Source organism: Hymenobacter psoromatis (assembly GCA_001596155.1).
Classification (GTDB): domain Bacteria; phylum Bacteroidota; class Bacteroidia; order Cytophagales; family Hymenobacteraceae; genus Hymenobacter.
In genome coordinates this window covers 3605476-3626420 of the sequence record CP014771.1, presented here as the reverse complement: position 1 = coordinate 3626420, position 20945 = coordinate 3605476, and the positions used below count along the sequence as shown (strand labels likewise).

The following is a 20945-nucleotide window of genomic DNA, read 5'->3' as shown; positions in this document are numbered from 1 at the left end:
TACTACTTTCTGGTCTTGGTGCGGGTCGGCGCGGCAGGAATGCCGGTCGAAGGAGCCCTTGGTGCCTGGGTCGAAGGCACCGGCGCGTTGGCGGTCGGCGTGATGCCCATCTTCTTCAGGATGATGTCCGACACGTCGCCGTCCTTAGGGCCGTGCAGCAGCACCGGGTTGCTGCCCGAGTCCGAGTTCAGCACGTAGGTGTAGCCGCTTTCTTCAGCTACGGCATCGATGGTCTTCTGAATCTTGTCGAGCACCGGGCGCAGCAGCGCCTGCTGCTTCTGCTGCATCGACTGCTGGGCGCTCTGGCCAAACTCCTGAATGCTTTGGCCCAGCGTGGTCAGCTCTTTCTCCTTGTCAGCCTTGATAACGGGGGTCATCGTTGCCTGAGCTTTCTGGTAAGCTTCTAGCTTGGTCTGATACTCGGTCTGCTTGCTCTTAATCTGCGCTTCGAGCTGGGTGCCGTAGGCTTTCAGGTCCGATTCAATCTGCTTGCTTTCGGGCATCTGGCTCAGCACGTATTCCACGCTGGTGTAGCCAATTTTAAGGGGGGCCTGGGCCTGGGCGCTCGGAGCGAAGAACGAACCGGCAATAAGCAGCGCGGCGGCGAAGGTCAGGTGAAGGTTTTTCACGCGTTTTACGAAGGAAATCAAGGTTCTAAAAAAAGTCTGTTTGCAAAGTTAGCAATTTTAGGGCTTACCGCCCGCGTTGGCTTTAGCAGCCTTGGTAGTCGGGGTTTTAGTCGTTTCGGCGGGGTCGGGCGTGCTTGAATCCGACTCAAAGTTAGGGTCAGTGCTGGCCGTAGGCGTTTTAGGCGGCTTCACGGTCTTCACGGGGCCTTTGGGGCCGGGCTGGTTGCGGGTAGGGCTACCCAGGCCCAGCTCCTCCAGCACAAACTCGGTGTAGTCGTGCGTAGGGTTGGCGTAGAGCATGGTCAGGTCGCCGTTGCGGTCAAACATAAAGTCCAGCTTCCGCACCTTCACTACTTTTTCCACCGCGTCAAAAATCTTGTCCTGCGCCGGCTTGTTCAGCTCCACGCGCTTTTTGAAAAGCTGCCCTTCGTAGCCAAACTGCTTGGCTTCGTAGGCTTTTATCTCTAGTTCCTTTTTCTGAATCTCATCCTGGCGCTTCTTTTTCATGGCTTCCGTCAGCACCACTTCCTCATTTTGGTAGGTGTGGTACATCTGGTCCAGGTCCTTTTTCTGTGTCTCTATCTCCTTCTGCCAGGTATCGGTCATTTTAGCCAGTTCCACCTGCGCCTGGGCATACTCCGGCATCTTGCTCATAATGAACTCGGTGTCGATGTAGCCAAACTTCTGACCCCAGGCCGGGACAAAAGCGCCCAGCAACAGCAACGCCAGCAGGTAACGAGCAACGTGAGTCATGCGAAAAAAAGGAGGGGGTAGGGCCGACCAGATGGCGATAGCATTAAGCGCCTAACGAACAAGCCGAGCCGTTTAGTTTACGAGGTTTGGCACTAAGTCCCAGTATTTTCACAAACTGCGGGCGCTTCCCTAAACGTTCAGCCTGCCGGCAAACCTAACGAATCTGCTGGCCGATGATGAAGTGGAAGTGATTGAAATCCTGCGCCGTAGTGGTGCCGGGCGGCGGAATTACCGTGTCAAACGCCCGGCCATAGTCGAAGCCCAACAGGCCAAAAGCCGACATGAAAATACGAGCGCCTACCCCCGCCGAGCGGTACAGCTTGTAGGGATTGTACTGGCTGGAAGTGTCGAAGGCATTGCCGGCTTCGGCAAAACCCAGGATGTACACCGTCGCGGCCGGGTTGAGGCTGACGGGGTAGCGCAGCTCCGCAACGTACTTGTTGTAGGCTACCCCCCCATTTTTGCCCGATTGAGCAGTCGGAATGGCATAGGCCCCGTTGGGGTCGTCGTAGCCGCGCAGGCCAATGTAGTCCGTGCCCACCAGGAACGAGCCGCCGCCGCCGTAGCCCAGGCCCGCGCCACCCATCTTGAAGCGCTCGAACGGCCCCGGCGTGCGGTCGGGCGTGTAAGTGCCGATGAAGCCAAAGTGAGCGCGGGTATTCAGCACCAGCTTGCCCACGATGGGCGTAAACCACGAGGCGTCGAACATCCACTTGTGAAACTCTACCCACTCATACGTGTTCGGGTGCGCGCCCTTAAAGGCGGAATAAGGCGGCGTCAGGCTCACGCTCAGGCTAATGGACGAGCCGCGGCGCGTGTAGGTCGGGTTGTCAATACTGTTGCGCGAGAGCGTAGTATTGAACGTGAAGTTGTTGGCCTTACCCGTATTAAAGTCCGAGAAAATCGAGTAGTTCTGGAGCGTGTACTGGCTATACGAAATCGAGTTGCTCAGCGAGAAGTAGTCATCCGGCACGCGCAGCTGGCGGCCCAGGCCAATCGTGGCGCTGTTCACCTTGATAAAGCTGCCCGTGGTCGGGTTGAAATTGACGCCCAGGCGCGAAATGCTGCGGTTCAGGCTGAACGAGAACGAGTTGGGCTTGCGGCCACCCAGCCAGGGCTCCGTGAAGCTAAAGGAGTAGGCCTGATACTGCAAGCCGTTGGCCTGCACGTTCAGAGCCAGGCGCTGGCCATCGCCGGCCGGCACGGGCGTCCAGTTATGAAAATCCTTGGCCTTGCGCAACGAGAAGTTGTTGAACACCAGGCCCACCGTGCCGATAAAGCCGGCGTAGCCACCCCAGCCGCCCGAAAGCGTAATCTGGTCCGAAGGCTTTTCCACCACCGTGTAGTTGATGTCCACGGTCCCGTCGGCCTGGTTGGGCACCGGATTAATGCCAATCTTCTCGGGGTCGAAATACCCTAGGGTAGCGATTTCGCGCTGCGAGCGAATGAGCAGTTCGCGGTTGAATTTATCGCCGGGCAGCGTGCGTAGCGTGCGGCGCAGCACGTGGTCCGACGTTTTCGTGTTGCCAGCGATGTTGATATCCTTCACCCGCGCCTGGACGCCCTCGCTGATACGCATCTCAATGTCGATGGAATCGCCTTCAACTTTGGTTTCAACGGGGTCGATGGAGAAAAACAGGTAACCGTCGTTCATGTAGAGCGAGGTAATATCCTGGCCGGTCGGGTTGTAGCTCAGTCGCTTATCGAGTATTTCTTTGCTATACGTGCTACCCCGCTTGATGCCCAGCACCGACGCCAGGGTCTTATTGTCGTAGAGGTAGTTACCGCTCCAGGTGATGTTACGGAAGTAGTACTTCGGCCCCTCATCCACTTTCACCTTCACAATCAGGCCCTTCTCATCGCGCTCAATCGTATCCGACACGATGGTGGCGTCGCGGTAGCCTTGGTCGTTGTAGAAATCAACCAGCTTTTTCTTATCATCTTCAAATTCTGAGCGCTGGAACTTGCCCGGCGTCAAGAATTTATAGGGCTTGCGCGCCTTGGTTTTCTTGAACTGACTAGCCAGCTTGCTATCCTTGAACGCTTTATTACCTTCGAATTCAATATCGTGAATCCGCACTTTGTTGCCTTTGTCCACGTCAATCTTCAGCGCTACGCTGTTGGAAAGCGCGGAGTCGGCCACCTGGCGAATCACGACTTTGGTATCCAGATAGCCCTTGTTAGTGTAGAACTTACGCACCTGCGTCCGGGTATTAGACAATAGCGCATCAGTAACTACTTTGCCCCGGATGAGCTTGATTTTCTTGTCAATCTCATCAGCCTGACCCTTGCTGATGCCCTCAAACGTGAACTTGGAGAGACGGGGCCGCTCACGCACGTTAAAATCGAGGAAAATCTTATTGCCTTCAATCCGGGCGATGCCTACCGAAATATCGGCCAAAATACCCTGCGACCATATCTTGCGGATGGCTTTGCCCACGTCTTCGCCCGGCACCGTGATGGCGTCGCCAATGCGTAAACCCGACAGGCCAATCAACGTATTAGGGTCCAGGTAGCGGGCACCGCTCACCGTAATGCCCCCGAGCTGGTACTTGTGCGGCTCGTCGGCACCCGCCGCGGGGGTAGGCGCTCCCTCTTGAGCATGAGCCGATTGCGCAGCTACTATTCCGGCCAGCAGCAGGAAACTCAACAGGCCACTACGCAAGTAGGTACGCATTATTAACATAAAAAACATCAGGATATCGTCAGCTGCTCGCTGGTTTTGCCGAATCGTCGCTCGCGGCCCTGGTAGGCCTTGAGAGCGTCGCGGAAGTGGCTGCGCCGAAAATCGGGCCACAGCACTGAGGTAATATAAAGCTCCGTGTAAGCCAGCTGCCACAGCAGAAAGTTGCTAATGCGCTGCTCGCCACTGGTGCGAATAAGTAGTTCAGGGTCTGGCATGCCGGCGGTTGCCAGGTAGCCCGTAATCGTAGCTTCCGTTACGGCGGCGGGCTGCACGTGTCCGGCCGCCACATCGGCGGCCAGTCGCTGGGCGGCCTGCGTCAGGTCCCAGCGGCCGCTGTAGCTCAGGGCCAGCACCAGTGTCATGCGAGTGCCGCCTTTGGTCAGTTCCATCGATTCGGCTAGCTCGCGCTGGCAGCTAGCGGGTAGGCTTGGCAAGTCGCCAATGGCCTGCAGGCGCACGCTATTTTTAAGTAACGTATTGGTTTCGTTGCGAATAGTATGAACAAGCAGCTGCATCAGCGCAGTTACTTCAAAGGCCGGGCGGTTCCAGTTTTCCGTAGAAAAAGCATACAGCGTCAGAAATTTTACTCCCAACTCGGCAGCTTCCTCCACCGTGTCGCGCACCGCCGTGATGGCGCTCTGGTGCCCAAACACGCGCAGGCCTCCCCGCTGTTTGGCCCAGCGCCCATTACCATCCATGATAACAGCGACATGGACAGGAATATTAGAGAGGTCGATTTCGGACCGTTCGGCCATTGTTGCGGTTTGCGTATAAGAGTGCGCAAGTTACGCAAAGGGTTGCAGTCCTACCCCGCCACCTCAGCGCCAGGCTTTGCCAGCAGCCTTTCCCAAACCCGCGAATTGCTTACTATCCAATATTTTACCCGCAAATTACCATTGTAAATCGGCTACTTCAACAGCCTTTTATTGTGCTTATAAGTTGGCGGGCACAGAATTTTATAGAAGGTGTAGGACAGGCTGACGCCGGTATAATAGTACCAATCCTGGTCGTGGCTGTTCACTAACAGCGGGTTTTGGTCCCCGGTATGGTCCAGCTGGTCCGTGAATGTCTTGCGCGCCCCTATCTCCGCACCCAGGTTGAAGTGTTCGGTTAGCGCGACTTTCAGCCCTACCCCCACCGGAACGGCCACCCCTACTTTGCTACCCTGCCGATTGAAGTCGGCCTGCAAGGCCACGTTGGCACTGCGGACGGTAGCATTAACACTATAGAGCGCCAGGCCCCCGAACAAATAAGGGGAAAAGTGCATCCGATGCTGGTCCTGCCGGCGGTGATAATCCAGAAAATTATATTCCACCACGCCGGACGCTTCTACTACCCCCCCGCTTAGGCTCAGCTGGCGGTAGTCCTGCAAAGGGGCTACCCCCCCGTTTACACCCGTTACGTTGGCATCGGTAGCGCGCAGAAAACCAGCCGTGATGCTGCCCCGCAACGTGATGGGCACCGAGATATCGCGCCGATAAAATACGGTGAAAGCAGGGCGACTGTTCTGCCACTGAAACTGCGGCGAAATATCTCCCTTATAATTAGTAGTGCCAACGCCGATGCCTAACTCGCTGGTATGCTGAGCGAAAGCGCAAGTGGGTAAAAAAAACGCACTCCCCGCTAGCAGGAGGCCAACGGGGAGTGCGGAAGAAACTCGGAAAACAACCATGCGGCAGACTGATAAAAGGAGCGTTCAGCCAGCCAGCACGGGCTTAGCGGAACTTGGGGTTCTTGATTTTTGGGTTCAGGATGTAGTTGAGCGAAAAGCCGGTAACGGTGTACCAGTCAGTTTTGCCCTGGCCACGCTTGGCACCGGGTAGGAAACCACCCGCTACCCCGGTTGAGGTATTGGTGATGCCACCTGGCGAAGTACCATTGTTGTAACCGCCAAAATATTGCGCGGGAGCCGTGGCACCTGCCAAATTAGCGTAATTACCACTCACATCATCCAAGTAACCCGTAAAGGTTTTGCGGAAGCCAATCTCAAAAGAGGCATCTAGCTGACGGTTGATGCGGTAGCGCACACCCGCGCCAAAAGGCAGCGAGAACTGAAACTTGCTGTAATCAACGCCTTCAGTTTTGAGCGGCTGCAAATCGACGTAGTTACCGTTCTGGTCTTTGCCCTGCGGGCTGTGGTGATAGCCTGCTACCCCGCCAAAGATATACGGCACGAAGTCCGGGCGCTTGAGGTAATTGTTACGGTTCTCAATCAGGTCAACAACTACTACGGCCGAAGCCTCATAGATATCGTTGCGGAAACTCGCGTTACGGGTATAGCGATAGCGGGCATTGGCATCGTCCTTGTTCGCGTTGGTGTTATCATCGGCCGTGATGCGGCCGTAGGCAACGGCAAAGCGACCCGAAACCCGCGGAAAGAACCGGTGCGTGATATTCAGGCCAATATTAGGCCGGGTATCACCCAAATGAAACGAAGCAAAGTTGGTGAGCGGATTGAGGTCACCAAAGTAGTTCATGGCATTCAGGCTAACCCCGATGGAGGTATACTGCTTACGCTTGCTGAACTGCTGAGCATCGGCCTGCCGCGTCGAGCCCAGCAGCGCGAGCCCCGCGAGCAGGGCAGTTGAATACGAGAAAATATTAGTCATAAGGCGCAGGGTAGAAGATTAGCTAAGCTAGTGAGCCACAAACCTTATAAGACGTGGTTGGCAGCGAATACAAAAGTAAGTACTAAAAGGAACTAAAAAAATTAATGCTGTTTTTTAAGAAAACTTTTTGCGTTATTTTAATTGTGCCGCAGTGGCCGGATTGCGGCGGTCGAGCCCCCAATTAAGCTTATTGCGCAGCGTACTTAAAAAGTTAACGTGGTTGAGTTTAACCAGGCGGGCATTGAAATTTTCGCGGCGAACGGCTATTTGAACGGTAGCATCGACCGGCATGGAGCGTGAATCCAGGGCGAGCAGGTAGCTGGTAGCGCGGCCTTCGATTTCAAAAGAAATTATACTTTGGTCAGAAACGATAAGTGGGCGAACGTTCAAATTGTGGGGGCATACGGGCGCGATGATAAAATTGTTCGTTTGCGGGAGCATTACTGGCCCCCCGCAGCTCAGCGAATAGCCCGTAGAGCCCGTGGGGGTCGAAACTACGAGCCCATCGGCCCAATAAGAATTCAGGTATTCGCCGTTTATGTAGGTATGCACGGTAATCATGGAAGAGGTATCGCGCTTTAGAATGCTGAATTCATTCAGGCCAAAATTTAGCTGCCCAAACACATCGGGGTCGGTGTCAGCGCGCAACAGGCTGCGGTCTTCGAGGGTGAAATGGCCTTTGAAGAGCGCATCAATGGCTTGCGGAATGTAGTCGGGATTGACTGTGGCCAGGAAACCCAGCCGCCCCGTATTGATGCCTAAAATAGGAATTTGCAGGGCCCCAACGTACGTAACGGTATCTAGCAATGTTCCGTCACCACCAACACTAAGTACAAACTGCGTTCCCCGCAGCGAGTCGCCACGGCGAAAAGTACCTACGCCGGGGGGTAGGCGCAGGCGGGCATCCATATAGTCGCGAAACTCTTCAACTACGCTGATAGCCGCCCCACGGGTGTGTAGCCCATCAAGCAGCAGCTGCAAGTGTGGGGCAGCTGTTTCGTCGAAAGGCTTACCTAAAATCGCGATTTTCATAACAGAAAGATACTATATTCCCGGTAGACTAAATAGGAAATCCGGTGCCTAACAGGAATACATATTTGGGATACCCGCTCAACAGGCGCGACAACTCGAAGCGAAATACTTTGTCGTAATACGTCACCAAATGTAGCCCGAGACCCACCGATGCCAGCAACTTGCCCGGCAGTTGGTCGGAGGGCGGCGTGGGCCGGCCCACGCTGCCGCCCGCCAGGCCGGCATCGGCGAAAGCGTTGAGGTACACGGCGAGGGGTAGGGTATTTATTTTGGGGTCCCTAACGAAAGGAATGCGCAGCGGAGGCGGGGCCCAGGCGCGCCAGCTCAGGCCCTGCTGCACCAGGCCGTAGGAGCGGCCATCGATGAGGTAGCCGTCGTAGCCGCGCACCAGCGCGTCGTAGCCCAGGCTGCGCGAGTCGGCATACGCGATGCGGTCGGCCAGCAGGCGCGTTTGGGCGGCCAGCCCCACGGCGTAGTAAAAGTGGTGCCCCAGGCTGAGGTAGCGGGCGTAGCGCAGCCGCGCCAGCGCGTAGGCCGGGGCCGCGTCGGGGCCCACGAACTGCCGCAGCGTGAGGGAGCTTTGGAAGAACTGCCCGGTGAGGGGGTAGGCGAAGGTGTTGCGCTGATTGTTGGTTGTTATCAAACTGGCTTCCAGGTACTGACGCTGCTGCTGGCCCAGCAGGTAGTTGTAGTTGAGCAGGTAGATGAGGTTGCTGATTGATTCGCGGTGGTACGAGATATCGAACGCGGAGCTGAGCTGCACGGTGTGGCGCAGGCGCAGCCCACCCGACACGTAGAAGCGCTGAATCGGGAAGGCATTGTCCTGCGGCTCAGCCAGGCCTTGGGGGCGGTCGTTCTGGGTGGTGTAGTCGAGGTTGCGGCTCTGGTAGTACGAGATGCCGAAGCCCAGCCCTACCCGGCGACGGCGCCCAAAGCCGGGCGCTTCGTAAAAAAGCTCATACTTGCGGTTGAAACCCAGCTGGAGATTCACGGTAAGCTGCTCGGCGCGGCCCCGGAAATTGGTGTCCGTGAGGTGCAGGCCGTAATCAAGGCGTCGCCAGTGGTCGGGGCGCGACAGCCAGGCGTTGAACGTGGGCGCGGCCAGCGAAAAAATGGGGGTAGGCAAAATATACCACCGCTCCTGCACGCTGAACAGAACGACCACCTCGCCGGTGCCGCCGCAGCTGGCCTGCACCAGCACCGCGTGAAAGAGCTGCAAATTGTAGAGGCGGCGGCGGTTGGCTTCGAGATGGGCCGGCAAGTCGGCCACGGTCAGCGAGTCGCCCTCGTGAAAGTCCAGCTCGGCGCGCAGCGTGCGCTCGCGGGTGCGGTTGTTGCCCGCAAACAGAATGGCCCCCACCCGCACGCGCGGGCCGGGGCACACGCCCACGCGCACCAGCGTGTCGGTAGGGGCCACCACGGGCGCCAGGGCCGGCGGGCGGCGCTCCCGGCTCAGCTCGCGGAGGCTGTCGGGCGAGGCGGGGGGTAGGGCCGTTTGGGCTTGGGCCAAAAAGCCAGCGCCAAGCCACAAACCAAGCCCGCACAAGCACTGAATCGCCCTCAAAAAAAATAGCTGGCCGCCGTGCTTCACCCAGTAAAGTTAGACGCTGAGGTAGCGCAGCAGCGCGTCGAAGCGCTCCTGCTCGTCTTCGCTGGCCACGGGTGTGCCGCTAAACTGCGCCGATACTACGTAGCCAAACCGCTCCAGGGTGGCCGTGATACGGGCCAGGTTATCGGTGTTGAGGCGTAGGGTAAGGCGAATGCGGTACGGGTCGTGCTCGTCGGCAATGACGTGGGCCGAGAGAATCTTGGCGTTGTTTTCCTCCACGTAGCGACTGATTTGCGAAAGCGAATAGTCGCGCTCCTCCATCGTGAGCACCAGGATGCTACCCTGCCCGGCCTCGCCGGGCACCGGCCCAAAAGCGGCCAGCGCATCGCTCACCGTTACTACCCCCGCGTATTCCTGCTGCTCATCGAGCACGGGCACGAGCTGAATTTTATTTTCAATGGCCAGCTCCATCACGCGATAAAAGTGCTGGTCGTGCTGCACGTGCGCATTGGCATAGCCCAGCGGAAGCTCGGCCAGCTGGGTATCGGGGTTGTCGTAGTCGGCCAGGTCGTGCTCCGTGACGAGGCCCCGGTAGCGCCGCCCGGCCAGCACGGGTAGCTGGCCCACGTGAAATTCCTCCAGCCACCGCGCGGCCTTGGCCGTGGTGTCAGTGCCTTTGAGGGGCGGAATCATTTGGTTGAGTAGGTCTTCGGCGAGTAAAGCAGGCATAAGGGCACAAGCTAAGTAGCAGGCGACAAACAAGTAACTACCGATGAGCTACAACAGGCAGCACCAGCGAAATATCGGGTTGGCTGGTGATTTTCCGTTGAAAGCTGCGACTAACTTTCCGAAGCAGGCCAAGCAGGACTAGGACTACGAACGGGCACTAAAGGTTGCTATTATCCGGCAAAAACCACGCCGCGCCTCGTCAGGCAGCCGGATCAGTGCGCCGGGGCCGCCGCGCCCGGCGAAAGCGCGGGCGCGGTGCGCCGCAAAAATTGCCCCAGGTAGCGATTAAAGCCAGCGGGGCGCTCCATCATGGGCGCGTGGCCGCAGTGGTCGAGAAAGCACAGCTGGGCGTGGGGCAGCAGGCGCTCGAAATCGTGGGCTACCGGCGGCGGCGTAATGGTATCGTTCAGTCCCCACACCAGCAGCACGGGCACCGTGATGCGGTGCAGGTCGCCGGCCAGATTGTGGTGCTGGGCCGAGCGGGCAATGCTAATCATGCGCAGGCACTTGGCGTTGGAATTAGTAACGGCAAATACCTCATCGACCAGCTCCTTGGTGGCGACCTGCGGGTCGTAGAAGGTGTAGCCGACCCGCTCGCGCACGAAGTCGTAGTTGCCGCGCTTCGGAAATGAGCCGCCCATACCATCCTCAAACAAGCCGCTGCTGCCCGTGAGCACCAGCCGGTTTACGCGGTCGGGATTGCGCAGCGTATAGACCAGAGCAATATGGCCACCCAGCGAATTGCCGAGCAGCGCAAACGAGGGGGGTAGGCGCAACTTTTCCACAAATGTGGCCACATATTCGACCAGCCCCGGCACCGTGGCTTGCAGCAGCGGCATCTCATAGACGGGAAGCACCGGAATAATGACGCGGTGAGTAGGCGAAAACTCAGCTATCACATCCTCCCAGTTGCTGAGCGCCCCAAACAGCCCATGCAGCAGCAGCAACACCGGCCCCTGACCCTCGTCAACATAGTCAAACCCGTGCTGTTGCTGGCGGCGAAGCTCCATAGTTTCTCGTTTCTGGTTAATTATTTTTCGTTTCTCGCTTTTAATCGCTGATTCCAGGTTGTTGACCAGCCAGAAACAAGCCGCCAAAAACTTAAAAACCGACCTATGCAATGTTACAACAGCGCACCCAATTGGCCAGCCACTGCAAGCCATACGTGGTGAGCAGCGCCTCGGGGTGAAATTGCACGCCGTAGAGCGGCAGCGTGGCGTGGCGCAGCGCCATTAGCTCACGGTCGGCGTCGGCGGTCACGGCCAGCGGGCGCAGGCAGGCTGGCAACGTGCTGGCTTCCAGCACCAGCGAGTGGTAGCGCGTTACGGGCTGGCGGGGGGGTAGGCCGGCCAGCCAGGGGTCATCACCTAACAGCTCGATGTCGGTAACCTTGCCGTGCACGGGGCGCGCGGCGCGGCGCAGGGTGGCCCCAAAAAATTCGCCCAGCGCCTGCTGGCCCAGGCACACGCCCAGCATGGGCAGGCGCTGGTGGTAGGCCGCAATCACGGCCAGCAGGTGGCCGGCCGTGGCGGGCGTGCCCGGCCCCGGCGACAGCACTACCCCCCCAAATTTCAGCAAAGCCAGCTCGGCCAGGGGCGTGTCGTTGCGGCGCACCAGCACCTCGGCCCCCAGCTGCCGCAGGTAGTCGGCCAGCATGTGGGTGAAGGAGTCGAAGCTATCGAGCAGGAGAAGAGTCAAAATTGGATTGGGAATGAGTAGGGGGCGGGGCTTGCCCCCGCCCATCATTGAACGAGCCCAGCACGAGTTGTTCAACGGTGGGCGGGGGCAAGCCCCGCACCCTACCAACTTACTAATCACATGGCTGCTTTTACCTTGGCCATCAAGCCTTTGGCGAAGGGCAGCACATACGCGGTGAGCTGCAAGGCCAGCGGAGTTGCCTTCACTACCCAGGGCAGCACTACCGAGCCTTTGGTGAGGCTGGGTGCCAGCAGCGGCAGGCCCGCCAGGGCGGTGCCGTGCAGCAGCAGGCTCAGGCCCAGCAGCCACTTGAGGGCGCCGGCGGCGGCCCCCAGCAGGTTGTCGAGCACGCCGAGGGGGGTAAGGTGCACGGCCGTTTTGACGAGACCGCCCAACAGGTGCACGCCCCACATAATGCCCACCAGCACCAGCAAAAACGCCACCAGCGGCAGCATGCCAAACAGCTCGCCCAGGTACGAGCGCACCACCGGAATGGCCGCGCTCAGCAGGCTCAGCCCGCCCACTACCCCCAGCACGAAGGCCAGCAGCGACACCACCTCCAGCACCAGCCCGCGCCGGTAGCCCTTCACGGTGCCCACGGCCAGCGGCAGCAGCAAGAGCAAGTCGAGCGCTGTCATGAGGAAAATGTAGGGCAAGCTAAAGCTTACCCTACATTCTTAGAAGTCCGTGTTATTGAGCAACATGCTGACGGCGGCGGAAATGCGCTTGCCATCGGCTTGGCCGCTCAGCTCGCGGGCAGCTACCCCCATCACCTTGCCCAGGTCCGACGGGCCGGTGGCACCGGTGCGCTGAATAATGTCCACGAGCTTTTGGACCAACTCACCTTCATCGAGCTGCTGGGGCAAGAATTCTTCAATAATAGCCAGCTCTGACAGCTCAGTTTCTTCAAGGTCGGAGCGGAACTGCTCCTTGTAGGTGGCGGCCGAATCGCGGCGCTGCTTGGCGGCCTTGATGAGGAGTTTCTGCTCCTGGTCGGCACTGAGGCCGGTGGTGCTGGCACCTTCGGCGGTTTCGGCCAGTAAAATCTGCGATTTGATGCTGCGCAGGGCGGTGAGGCGCACTTTGTCTTTGGCCAGCATGGCTTGCTTGATGCCGGCGTCGATGGTGTCTTTAAGAGCCATTTTCAGGATGGGGTTAGGAAAGAAGCGTGAAAAACCAGGAGTGCCGGAGCACCCGAAAAATCAGTGAATTAGGTGATTGCCGGCCAGCTGCGGCAGCAGCGCGGCCGGCTCATCTACGTAAATGGCGAGGCGGCGCACGGTGCGGCGCAGGCCGTAGAGGCCGCGCACGAGCTGCGGCTCAGCAAAAGTGAGTAGTAGATTGGGCGGCGTGAGCAGCAGCCGGGCCGCGTTGAGCAGGCCCGGCGCGGGGGTAGGTACGTCCGTTATTTTCTCGATAGAAAGAAGCTGCGCGCGCGGAATAGCCGCCCGCCACACGAAGCCGGCGCGCACCACCAGGGTAGTAGCCGTGAGCAGCACCGGCCGCCGCCGCACCGCCTGCCCGTGGGCCAGCAGCCACAGCAAGGAGTAAGCACTCAGCCCCGTGAGCACCCAGGCCGCGCGCGGGTGCCAGTAGCCGATGACCAGGTGCGCGGCTGCCATCTCCACCACGCTCAGCCCCGCGAACGCCGCCAGCAGCGCCCCAAAACCCGACGCGCGGTGCGTGCTGAATGGCTGCTCGCCGGGGCCGGCTTCGAGCGGTGTCCAAATGCCCAGCAGGGCATAGCGGGCCACCGCCACTTCCGTCATAAGGGCTTCGGTGAGGCGGCCCAGCACCGGCCGGCCGGCGGTAAGCAGGTTTTCCATAAAATCGGCCGATTGCGCTTGCGCCAGCCGGTAGCCGCGCACCACGCGCCGCAGCCGCACGGCGGTGTAGGCTAGCATTGCCACCTCTGCTACCCCCGCCAGCCGGCCGGCCCACACCAGCAAAGACACGCCGCCGCCCGGCAACAGCCAGTGGCTCAGGGCCAACCCACCGCCCAAAGCTACTCCCAACGTGCTAAGCGGCAGCCGATACGGCCGCACCAGGCACAGGTAGAACACCACCGGCAGCGTCACCAGCAGGTCGAGGGCCACGGCGGGGGATAGGGCCGGGTGCCGGCCAAAGTCGGCCCAATGCACCACGCCATATTCGGCGGCCACGATGCCGGCCGCCAGCAGCCCAAACAACAGCAGTGGCCCCGGCCGAACGGGCGAGCGAAGCGAACCAGTCATGCAAAAGTTGGTTAAAGGAAAAAGCGCGCCGCCCAGGCTACCTCGTGGCAAAGGTACCTTGCGCGCCGTAGCGAGGCGGCGAGCCGCTTGCGCCGACTACAAAATCCGTGAAATCCGTTTTAAATCTGCGTAATCCGTGGTCAAGCTAAGCGTCAACATCAACAAAATCGCTACCCTGCGCAACGCGCGTGGCCTGCACGCGCGGCCCGATTTGCTGCAAGCTGCCCGCGACATCGAGCGCTTTGGGGCCGAGGGCATCACGGTGCATCCGCGGCCCGACGAGCGCCACATTCGCTACGACGACGTGCGCAATTTGAAGAGCGTCGTCACCACCGAGCTCAACGTGGAGGGCAACCCTACCCCCGATTTTCTGGCCCTGTGCCGCGAAGTGCGCCCCGAGCAGGTGACGCTGGTGCCCGACGCGCCCGACGCCATCACCTCCAACGCTGGCTGGCAGGTCGTTAAGTACCAAGGCTTTCTGCGCGACGTGGTGGCCGAGCTGAAGAGCTACGGTGCCCGCGTCAGCATTTTCCTCGACCCCGACCCGGCCCTGATTGATGCCGCCGCCCACACCGGCACCGACCGCATCGAGCTCTACACCGAGGCCTACGCCCGCTACTACCCCACCGACCGCGCGGCGGCCGTGCTGCCCTACCGCGACACCGCCCGCGCCGCCGTGGCCGCCGGTCTGGGCCTCAACGCCGGCCACGATTTGGACCTCGAAAACCTGGCCTACCTGGCCCAGGAGCTGCCCGGCTTGCAGGAAGTCAGCATTGGCCACGCGCTGGTAGCTGATGCGCTGTATCTGGGCCTGGAAAATGTGGTGCAGCTTTATAAGCGGCAGCTCAAGTAGCGCAGACTCTGGGAGTCCGCGCTACTTGAGCTGCCCTGACTGCCCCGCCGGCCGGCCAAAACTTGCCCACCCCCGACCGGGCTGTAACTTGCGCCGTATTTTACTTATCTCAACTGTAGTGCGTTTACGTTTTAATTCGGCTTGGCGCGGCGCGCTGGGCCTGGGCCTGCTAGCCGGCCTAAGCCTCACCGCTTGCAACCGTTCGGGCCAGGGCGAAGCCTCCGCCGGCAAGGCCGACACCCTCGCCGCCGCCAACAAGCCGGCTCCCGTCGATACCATCAAGCTCAAGCGAATAGCCTTGCAGCGCGACTCGCTCAAGGCCGACAGCATTGCCCGCAAAACGGGGCAGCTGCCGGGCGCTATCCTGCCGGGCCACCGCATTGTGGCGTTTTATGGCAACATTCGCTCGAAGGGCATGGGCATTCTGGGCCGCGAGCCCAAGGCTCAGATGATGCGCAAATTTGACAAGGTGCTGGCCGAATGGCAGGCCGCCGACCCCAGCATTCCGGTGATGCCGGCGCTGCACAGCGTGACCATCACGGCGCAGGGCGCGGCGGGCTCCGACGGCAAATACCGCCTCATGAACTCGAAAGCGACGATTGAGGAAACCCGCGCCTGGGCCAAGGAGAAAAACGCGCTGCTGTTTATGGACGTGCAGGTGGGCTTGAGCGACCTGGCTCACGAGCTGCCCAAGCTCACGGAATATCTGAAGGACCCGACTATTCACCTGGGCATCGACCCCGAGTTCGCGATGGCGACCAAGAACGCGCGCCCCGGCAAGAAAATCGGCACCTACGATGCCAAGGATGTGAATTTCGCCATCAATTTCCTGGCCCGCATCGTGAGCGAAAACCACCTACCCCCCAAGATTCTGATGGTGCATCGCTTTACGGAGAAGATGGTGACCAACTACAAAAATATCAAGCTCGACCCGCGCGTGCAGGTGGTGATGGACATGGACGGCTGGGGCGACCCGACCCTCAAAAAGGATTCCTACAAGGCTTACGTGGAGAAGCAACCCGTGCAGTACACCGGCTTCAAGCTGTTCTACGAGTACGACATCAAGCCCAAAGGCTCGCACCTGATGACGCCCAAGGAGGTGCTGGCCGATTTAAACCCGAAGCCGCTCTATATCCAGTATCAGTAGCCGGTCCGAAAAAAATCTGGCAGAAAACAAGAGGGGTTTCCGGCTTAATGCCGGAAACCCCTTCTTTGTGTAGTATAATATAAACTAACGCCTAACAATCATCACATTATCTGTAATTTCACCTACATAATTCACGCCTTGGTAATTTGCAAAACGCGGGCCAAATCCCTTAGTGGGCTGCATTCATGTCTATTTTGCCGCCGACTTTGGTGCGTTTCACGAAGAGGATGAGCGGCACGCAGACCAGAAAGAAAAGACCCAGTGCGTTGAAAATCTGCGAATAGGTAATCAGTGACACCTGCTTCATGAGGGTGCCTTCGAGAGCGGCGTAGGCTTGCTGCCGGGCTTGCTCGGCGGGGAAACCCTTAGCCATGAAATTCTGGGTAAACGCCTGGATGCGCTGCACAGTCTCGGTGTTGTAGAGCGAGATGTTGGGCAGCAGGGCCACGCGGTTGTAGGCAATGCTACGCTCCAGGTAGGTGCCCACGATGGCCACCCCAAACGAGCCGCCGAGCTGGCGAATCATGCCGGTGAGGCCGGCGGCCTGGCCAGCATCCTTGCCCTGCAAGCCCGCCAGGCTCATAACCGTGATGGGCAGAAAGATGAGACCCAGCCCGATGCCGCGCACGATGAGTGGCCAAAAAAAGTCGCCCTCGCCGGCCGTGGGCGAAATGCGCGCCCCCATCCAGAAGGTGAAGAAGAAGAAGATGATAAAACCCAACGGCAGCATCACCTTAATCGGCACGCCCGCGCCCATCAGCCGCCCGATGACCGGCATCATGAAGCCGGACATCAGCGCACCCGGTAGCAGAATCAGGCCCGTTTGCTCGGCCGTGAAGCCCAGAATGCGCTGCGTAAAAATCGGGAAGATGAACACCGAAGCAAACAGCCCGAAACCCAGCACGAACGAGAGGAACGCGCCCACCGCCAGGTTGCGGCTCTTGGTGATAACGCGCAAATCCACGATGGGCTGACGGGCCGTCAGCTCGCGGACGATGAACCCGATGATGCCGACCACTGCCAGTGTGGTGAACAGAACAATGATTTTGTCGTCAAACCAGTCGTTGGTTTGGCCCTGCTCCAGCACGTATTGCAGTGAGCCCACGCCCATTATCAGCAGGCCAATACCCGTCCAGTCAATCTGGCCCAACGGCCGCTTCACGGCATTTTTGATGCGCTCGGGGTCGCGAATAAACAGGATGGTGAAGATGGAGGCCATTATGCCCACCGGCACGTTGACGTAAAAAATCCAGGGCCAGTCGTAGTTATCCACAATAAAGCCGCCCAGCGTAGGCCCGATAGTGGGCCCGATAATCACGCCCATGCCAAACAACGCCTGCCCCAGCGCCAGCTGCCGCGGCGGAAAAGTATCCACCAGAATAGCCTGCGAAGTGGCCATCAGGGCTCCGCCCCCTACCCCCTGAATGAAGCGGAACGCGACCAGCTCCCAGAGGTTAGTGCTTTGCCCGCAGGCCATCGAGGCGAGGGTGAAGAGAATGACCGAAAACAGGAAGTAATTCTTGCGCCCGAATTGCTCGCCCAAAAAGCCGGTCATCGGAATCACAATCACGTTGGCGATGGCGTAGGAGGCCACTACCCAGCTCACTTCCTGCTGCGTGGCAGAGAGGTTGCCCATCATCTGGGTCAGGGCCACGTTCACGATGCTGGTATCAATTAGCTCCAGCAAACAGCACAGGACCACCGTGATAACGATAATCCATTTTCTAAATCCGGTTTCCATCGGTAAGTGAGTAGGTGAGCAAGTGAGTGAAGTAGCTTAGGGCCGACTCACGCACACTCTTTTATAAGTTTAAGAATGAAACCGCCGCCCGCAAAACCTATAAGGACAGAAAGGCAAATGAGTAGCTGAGTAGCTGAGTAGTTTTCACTACTCAGCTACTCAGCTACTACTTCACCGAAACGATGGCATTGACGCTCATGCCAGCGCGCAGGGGGTGCTCGGGGTCTTCCTTATTAAGCACGATTTTGACGGGTATGCGTTGGGTCACTTTCACGAAGTTGCCGGTCGAGTTATCGGGGGGTAGTAGCGCGAAGCGCGCGCCGGTTGCGGCCGACAGCGACTCGATGTGGCCCTCAAAATCTTCGTTGGGGTAGGAATCTATTTCCAGCTTGGCCGTTTGGCCCACTTTCATGTTTTCGAGCTGGGTTTCCTTGAAGTTGGCGATAACCCAGGTTTTGCCGCTGCTCACCAGGCCCATCAGCTGCTGGCCGGGCGATACTACTTGGCCAGGCTGCACGTTTTTCTTGCTCACGTAGCCATTGGCCGGGGCCAGCATGGTCGTGTAGCTGAGCTGGAGATTGGTGTTGTCGAGGTCAGCCTGGCGCTGTTTTACCACGGCCTGGGCCACTACTACCTGCTGCTGAGCGGCGGTTACCTGCTCGCGGGCCACCGTTACCATGTCGTTGGCGGTACTACGCTGGGCGTTGGTGGCGCTCAGGTTAGCCTGCACGGCATCGTAGTCGCTCTGCGGAATGATGTCGTCCTTGCGCAGCTTCACGCTACGGGCCAAGTCCTGCCGGAGCTTGACGCGGTTGGCCTCGCTCACGCCGATGGTGGTTTGGGCGGTGCGCACATTGGCCTGGGCCGTGCCCACCTGAGCGCGGGCGGCCGTTACCTGGGCCTGGGCAGCCAGCAGGGCGGCGTGGGCGGCGTTGACGCGCTGCTGGTAGTCCGACTTGTCGATGGTAACAAGCGTGTCACCCTTCTTCACGGTCTGGTTGTCCGCAACAAATACCTTCAGCACCGGGCCCGACACGCGGGGAATGATGGGGTACACGTCGCCTTCGACCGAAGCGTCGTCGGTGCTTTCGTGGACTTTGGAAAACTGGTAGCGCGTCCAGCCGAAGTAGCCGCCAACCAGCAGCACGAGCGCCACGATGATAAGCACGAGCGGATTACGCTTTTTTTCGGGTTCCATCGGCTCGGCCACGGCGGTCGGAGGCACGTCTTGGAGTTCGGTTTGAGTAGCCATGAGGTAGTGTTGGAAAGTTAATTGCTGATTATTGGGAGTTGATTGCTTGCTTAACAGGCAACTAGTGATTTATTCTCTGACGAGCAGCGTGGGGCAGGGCGCGGTGCGCACCACCCGCTCGGCGGTGTTGCCCATCAGGAAGCGGCTGAGGCAGGTTTGGCCGTGCGCCCCAATGATAATGAGGTCGGCGCGCTGGCGCTCCGCTTCGGCCAGAATAGACTCGGCCGCCTCGCCGTGCACGGTGGTGGCGCTCACTCTGTTGGCGCCGGCCGCCACCGCGGCAGCGCGGTGCGCATGCAGCTCGGCCTCTATTCCGGCCGGGGTAGGCACGGCCAGCTCCTGCACGTAGAGCAGGTGCAGCTCGGCCCCGGTGCCCACGGCCAGCGCGGCAGCATACGCCACCAGCGCCACCGAGGCAGCCGAAAAGTCAAGCGGACACAAGATGGTCGAGAGAGTCATTTTAGTAAGGGTAGGAGGGTAGAAGGGTTGGAGTTTAGGAGGGAAGCAGCGCAGCTTTAGTAATCCAAAGACCGCTTAACTCCTACCCTCTTACCCCCACACCTTCCTGGCCTAATCAAGCTACTGCCAAATTTGCTCGCCGGTGGCGCGGCGCAACTGGTACTGGCCGAGCGTGTAATTATACATGGCCTGAGCGCGAGCCAGGCGGGCCTGAGCCAGCTGGGTTTCGGCATCGAGCACATCCAGGTTCTGGCCCACGCCGTAGCGGTAGCGGCCTTCGGCGCGGGTGAGGGCATCGGTGGCCTGCGTCACTTGCTGCACGGCATTGTCGTAGCGGGCCTGGCTAAACTCCATGTTATTAGCCGCTTGGCGCACATCAGCCCGAATCTGGTCCTGCGTGTCGGCGGTGCGGGCCAGGGCCCCGCGGTAGCTGGCAGCGGCTTCTACGCGCTGCTTGCGGTTCTTATTGCCGTCGTAGATAGGCACCGAGAGTTGGGCCGTGGCTACCGTGTTGAAGCGGATGTCGTTGATGGTGGCGTTGGGCAGAATGTAGCCGTTTTTGCCACCCGCCTGCACCCCTACCCCCAGGCTAGGCATGTTGCTGTGGTCCAGAAGCTTGGCTTGCAGGTCGGCGGTGGCTTCGGCGTCTTTGGCCAGCTTGGCTTCGGGGCGGTTGGTAGCGGCTTTGGCCAGCTCGGCTTCCAGGTTCACGGGCTGCGGGTCGTAGCTGAGGCTGCCGCGCACCGGAATATCGGCCTGCTGGGGCTTGTGCAGCAGCCGGGCCAGCATCACCTGCTGGTTGCGCAGCTGGTTTTGAAGGTCGAGCTTGCTGTTCTGGGCCTGCGTGATGCGCACGTCGGTTGTGGTGACGTCGAACTTGGTGCTTACGCCGGCATCCACGCGCTTCTGCATATCGTTGCGATGTACCACCAACGAAGCAATCTGCTGGTCCTGCACCCGAATGCTTTCGCGCATAAACAGGATATTATAGTACGTCTGCGCCGCATTGAAAGCCAGGTCGCGCCGGGCCACAATAATGTTGTCCTGGGCCGTCTGTACCTGCGAGCGCGACAAGTCGGTAGTAGCGCTCCGCTTACCAAAATCCAGCAGCTCGTATTGCGCCGTAATGTGAGCATCAAAGAGGTTGCTAGGCGCAAATTTTAGTTCCGGCCCGCCTCCAAGGGCCAAATGCGAAACTGGCGTAAGGTTCGTGTAGTTGGCCGTACCCGTAACTAGGGGTAGGAAGCCGGCCTGGGTCTGGTTCAGGCGGCTGGAAGCAGCGTTAGCCAGCTCAGTGAGGTTGGCCAAGCCCGGATTAGCGTCGAGCACCGCCTGCACCGTGCCACCGAGGCTAAGCGAATCGCTGAGCATCCCGGTGGGCTGGTTGGCGGCAGGTAGGCCAGGCAGGGTCTGGGCCAGCGCAGGCCGAGCCAGCATGCTGCCCGCGAGCGACAGCCCCGCAAAGCCAGCAAGTTGATATCTAGAAAACATAAGCCAGGTGGCGTAGTAGTGTGCCTACCCCTTACCGAATGACGTGCCAATTGGCTATGGCTGGATTTACTAGCTGGAACCCC

19 protein-coding genes and 1 pseudogene are annotated in these 20945 nt (G+C 59.4%); 2 read left to right on the top strand and 18 right to left on the bottom strand.

From position 1 onward, the window contains the following. Positions 1 to 2: 2 nt before the first annotated feature. From A0257_15510 to A0257_15445, 14 genes and pseudogenes are all read right to left on the bottom strand, one after another. Positions 3 to 629: an outer membrane chaperone Skp gene (locus A0257_15510; protein ID AMR29799.1), complete on the bottom strand. Its 627-nt coding sequence runs from the start codon at positions 627 to 629 to the stop codon at positions 3 to 5. Positions 630 to 866: 237 nt separating this feature from the next. Next, positions 867 to 1382, bottom strand: a pseudogene (locus A0257_15505) (hypothetical protein). Positions 1383 to 1536: 154 nt separating this feature from the next. Further along, a complete protein-coding gene (locus A0257_15500) occupies positions 1537 to 4059 on the bottom strand; it encodes an outer membrane protein assembly factor BamA (protein ID AMR28356.1) in 2523 nt (840 codons plus the stop codon). Between the two features lie 17 nt (positions 4060 to 4076). Next, on the bottom strand, positions 4077 to 4823 hold the full coding sequence (locus tag A0257_15495; GenBank protein AMR28355.1) for an isoprenyl transferase: 747 nt from the start codon (positions 4821 to 4823) through the stop codon (positions 4077 to 4079). Between the two features lie 152 nt (positions 4824 to 4975). Then, complete coding sequence (locus tag A0257_15490; protein AMR28354.1) at positions 4976 to 5740, bottom strand: hypothetical protein; 765 nt, start codon at positions 5738 to 5740, stop codon at positions 4976 to 4978. A 43-nt stretch (positions 5741 to 5783) separates the two neighbouring features. Beyond that, positions 5784 to 6677, bottom strand: coding sequence for a hypothetical protein (locus tag A0257_15485; protein ID AMR28353.1), 894 nt, complete (start codon positions 6675 to 6677; stop codon positions 5784 to 5786). A 132-nt stretch (positions 6678 to 6809) separates the two neighbouring features. Continuing rightward, positions 6810 to 7709, bottom strand: a complete 900-nt coding sequence (ppnK, locus tag A0257_15480) for an NAD kinase (protein AMR28352.1) — start codon at positions 7707 to 7709, stop codon at positions 6810 to 6812. A gap of 28 nt (positions 7710 to 7737) precedes the next feature. Next, on the bottom strand, positions 7738 to 9240 hold the full coding sequence (locus A0257_15475) for a hypothetical protein (protein ID AMR28351.1): 1503 nt from the start codon (positions 9238 to 9240) through the stop codon (positions 7738 to 7740). Positions 9241 to 9309: 69 nt separating this feature from the next. Continuing rightward, complete coding sequence (locus A0257_15470; protein AMR28350.1) at positions 9310 to 9987, bottom strand: cbs domain containing protein; 678 nt, start codon at positions 9985 to 9987, stop codon at positions 9310 to 9312. A 212-nt stretch (positions 9988 to 10199) separates the two neighbouring features. Further along, complete coding sequence (locus tag A0257_15465) at positions 10200 to 10997, bottom strand: alpha/beta hydrolase (GenBank protein AMR28349.1); 798 nt, start codon at positions 10995 to 10997, stop codon at positions 10200 to 10202. A 103-nt stretch (positions 10998 to 11100) separates the two neighbouring features. Continuing rightward, positions 11101 to 11730 carry an anthranilate synthase component II gene (locus A0257_15460; GenBank protein ID AMR29798.1) on the bottom strand — a complete coding sequence of 210 codons (630 nt, stop codon included), beginning with the start codon at positions 11728 to 11730 and terminating at the stop codon, positions 11101 to 11103. A gap of 71 nt (positions 11731 to 11801) precedes the next feature. Beyond that, positions 11802 to 12323, bottom strand: a complete 522-nt coding sequence (locus A0257_15455; GenBank protein ID AMR28348.1) for a colicin v production protein — start codon at positions 12321 to 12323, stop codon at positions 11802 to 11804. A gap of 39 nt (positions 12324 to 12362) precedes the next feature. Then, a complete protein-coding gene (locus A0257_15450) occupies positions 12363 to 12827 on the bottom strand; it encodes a glutamyl-tRNA amidotransferase (GenBank protein ID AMR28347.1) in 465 nt (154 codons plus the stop codon). A 60-nt stretch (positions 12828 to 12887) separates the two neighbouring features. Further along, complete coding sequence (locus A0257_15445; protein AMR28346.1) at positions 12888 to 13919, bottom strand: hypothetical protein; 1032 nt, start codon at positions 13917 to 13919, stop codon at positions 12888 to 12890. A 136-nt stretch (positions 13920 to 14055) separates the two neighbouring features. On the opposite strand from A0257_15445, the gene A0257_15440 reads away from it, so the two are divergent. Together A0257_15440 and A0257_15435 are read left to right on the top strand one after the other, a co-directional pair. Beyond that, positions 14056 to 14772 (top strand): pyridoxine 5'-phosphate synthase, encoded by a 717-nt coding sequence (locus tag A0257_15440; GenBank protein AMR28345.1) that lies wholly within the window; start codon positions 14056 to 14058, stop codon positions 14770 to 14772. Positions 14773 to 15064: 292 nt separating this feature from the next. Beyond that, positions 15065 to 15919 carry a hypothetical protein gene (locus A0257_15435; GenBank protein ID AMR29797.1) on the top strand — a complete coding sequence of 285 codons (855 nt, stop codon included), beginning with the start codon at positions 15065 to 15067 and terminating at the stop codon, positions 15917 to 15919. A gap of 169 nt (positions 15920 to 16088) precedes the next feature. On the opposite strand, the gene A0257_15430 is transcribed toward A0257_15435, so the two are convergent. The 4 genes from A0257_15430 to A0257_15415 all read right to left on the bottom strand — a co-directional run bounded on the left by A0257_15430 (position 16089) and on the right by A0257_15415 (position 20808). Further along, the gene (locus A0257_15430) at positions 16089 to 17660 is read right to left on the bottom strand and encodes an MFS transporter (GenBank protein ID AMR28344.1); all 1572 of its coding nucleotides are present in this window, start codon (positions 17658 to 17660) and stop codon (positions 16089 to 16091) included. 166 nt (positions 17661 to 17826) lie between these two features. Then, complete coding sequence (locus tag A0257_15425; GenBank protein AMR28343.1) at positions 17827 to 18912, bottom strand: efflux transporter periplasmic adaptor subunit; 1086 nt, start codon at positions 18910 to 18912, stop codon at positions 17827 to 17829. Positions 18913 to 18981: 69 nt separating this feature from the next. Continuing rightward, positions 18982 to 19353: a hypothetical protein gene (locus tag A0257_15420; protein AMR28342.1), complete on the bottom strand. Its 372-nt coding sequence runs from the start codon at positions 19351 to 19353 to the stop codon at positions 18982 to 18984. Between the two features lie 138 nt (positions 19354 to 19491). Further along, positions 19492 to 20808, bottom strand: a complete 1317-nt coding sequence (locus tag A0257_15415; protein AMR28341.1) for a hypothetical protein — start codon at positions 20806 to 20808, stop codon at positions 19492 to 19494. Positions 20809 to 20945: the final 137 nt, after the last annotated feature.

What these genes read in the sequence shown, in the direction of transcription:
- A0257_15470 (AMR28350.1), bottom strand. Translation starts at nt 9,987, where the DNA reads ATGCCTGCTTTACTCGCCGAAGACCTACTCAACCAAATGATTCCGCCC.
- A0257_15445 (AMR28346.1), bottom strand. Translation starts at nt 13,919, where the DNA reads ATGACTGGTTCGCTTCGCTCGCCCGTTCGGCCGGGGCCACTGCTGTTG.
- A0257_15495 (AMR28355.1), bottom strand. Translation starts at nt 4,823, where the DNA reads ATGGCCGAACGGTCCGAAATCGACCTCTCTAATATTCCTGTCCATGTC.
- A0257_15500 (AMR28356.1), bottom strand. Translation starts at nt 4,059, where the DNA reads ATGCGTACCTACTTGCGTAGTGGCCTGTTGAGTTTCCTGCTGCTGGCC.
- A0257_15490 (AMR28354.1), bottom strand. Translation starts at nt 5,740, where the DNA reads ATGGTTGTTTTCCGAGTTTCTTCCGCACTCCCCGTTGGCCTCCTGCTA.
- A0257_15465 (AMR28349.1), bottom strand. Translation starts at nt 10,997, where the DNA reads ATGGAGCTTCGCCGCCAGCAACAGCACGGGTTTGACTATGTTGACGAG.
- ppnK (AMR28352.1), bottom strand. Translation starts at nt 7,709, where the DNA reads ATGAAAATCGCGATTTTAGGTAAGCCTTTCGACGAAACAGCTGCCCCA.
- A0257_15460 (AMR29798.1), bottom strand. Translation starts at nt 11,730, where the DNA reads ATGGGCGGGGGCAAGCCCCGCCCCCTACTCATTCCCAATCCAATTTTG.
- A0257_15450 (AMR28347.1), bottom strand. Translation starts at nt 12,827, where the DNA reads ATGGCTCTTAAAGACACCATCGACGCCGGCATCAAGCAAGCCATGCTG.
- A0257_15430 (AMR28344.1), bottom strand. Translation starts at nt 17,660, where the DNA reads ATGGAAACCGGATTTAGAAAATGGATTATCGTTATCACGGTGGTCCTG.
- A0257_15415 (AMR28341.1), bottom strand. Translation starts at nt 20,808, where the DNA reads ATGCTGGCTCGGCCTGCGCTGGCCCAGACCCTGCCTGGCCTACCTGCC.
- A0257_15485 (AMR28353.1), bottom strand. Translation starts at nt 6,677, where the DNA reads ATGACTAATATTTTCTCGTATTCAACTGCCCTGCTCGCGGGGCTCGCG.
- A0257_15425 (AMR28343.1), bottom strand. Translation starts at nt 18,912, where the DNA reads ATGGCTACTCAAACCGAACTCCAAGACGTGCCTCCGACCGCCGTGGCC.
- A0257_15455 (AMR28348.1), bottom strand. Translation starts at nt 12,323, where the DNA reads ATGACAGCGCTCGACTTGCTCTTGCTGCTGCCGCTGGCCGTGGGCACC.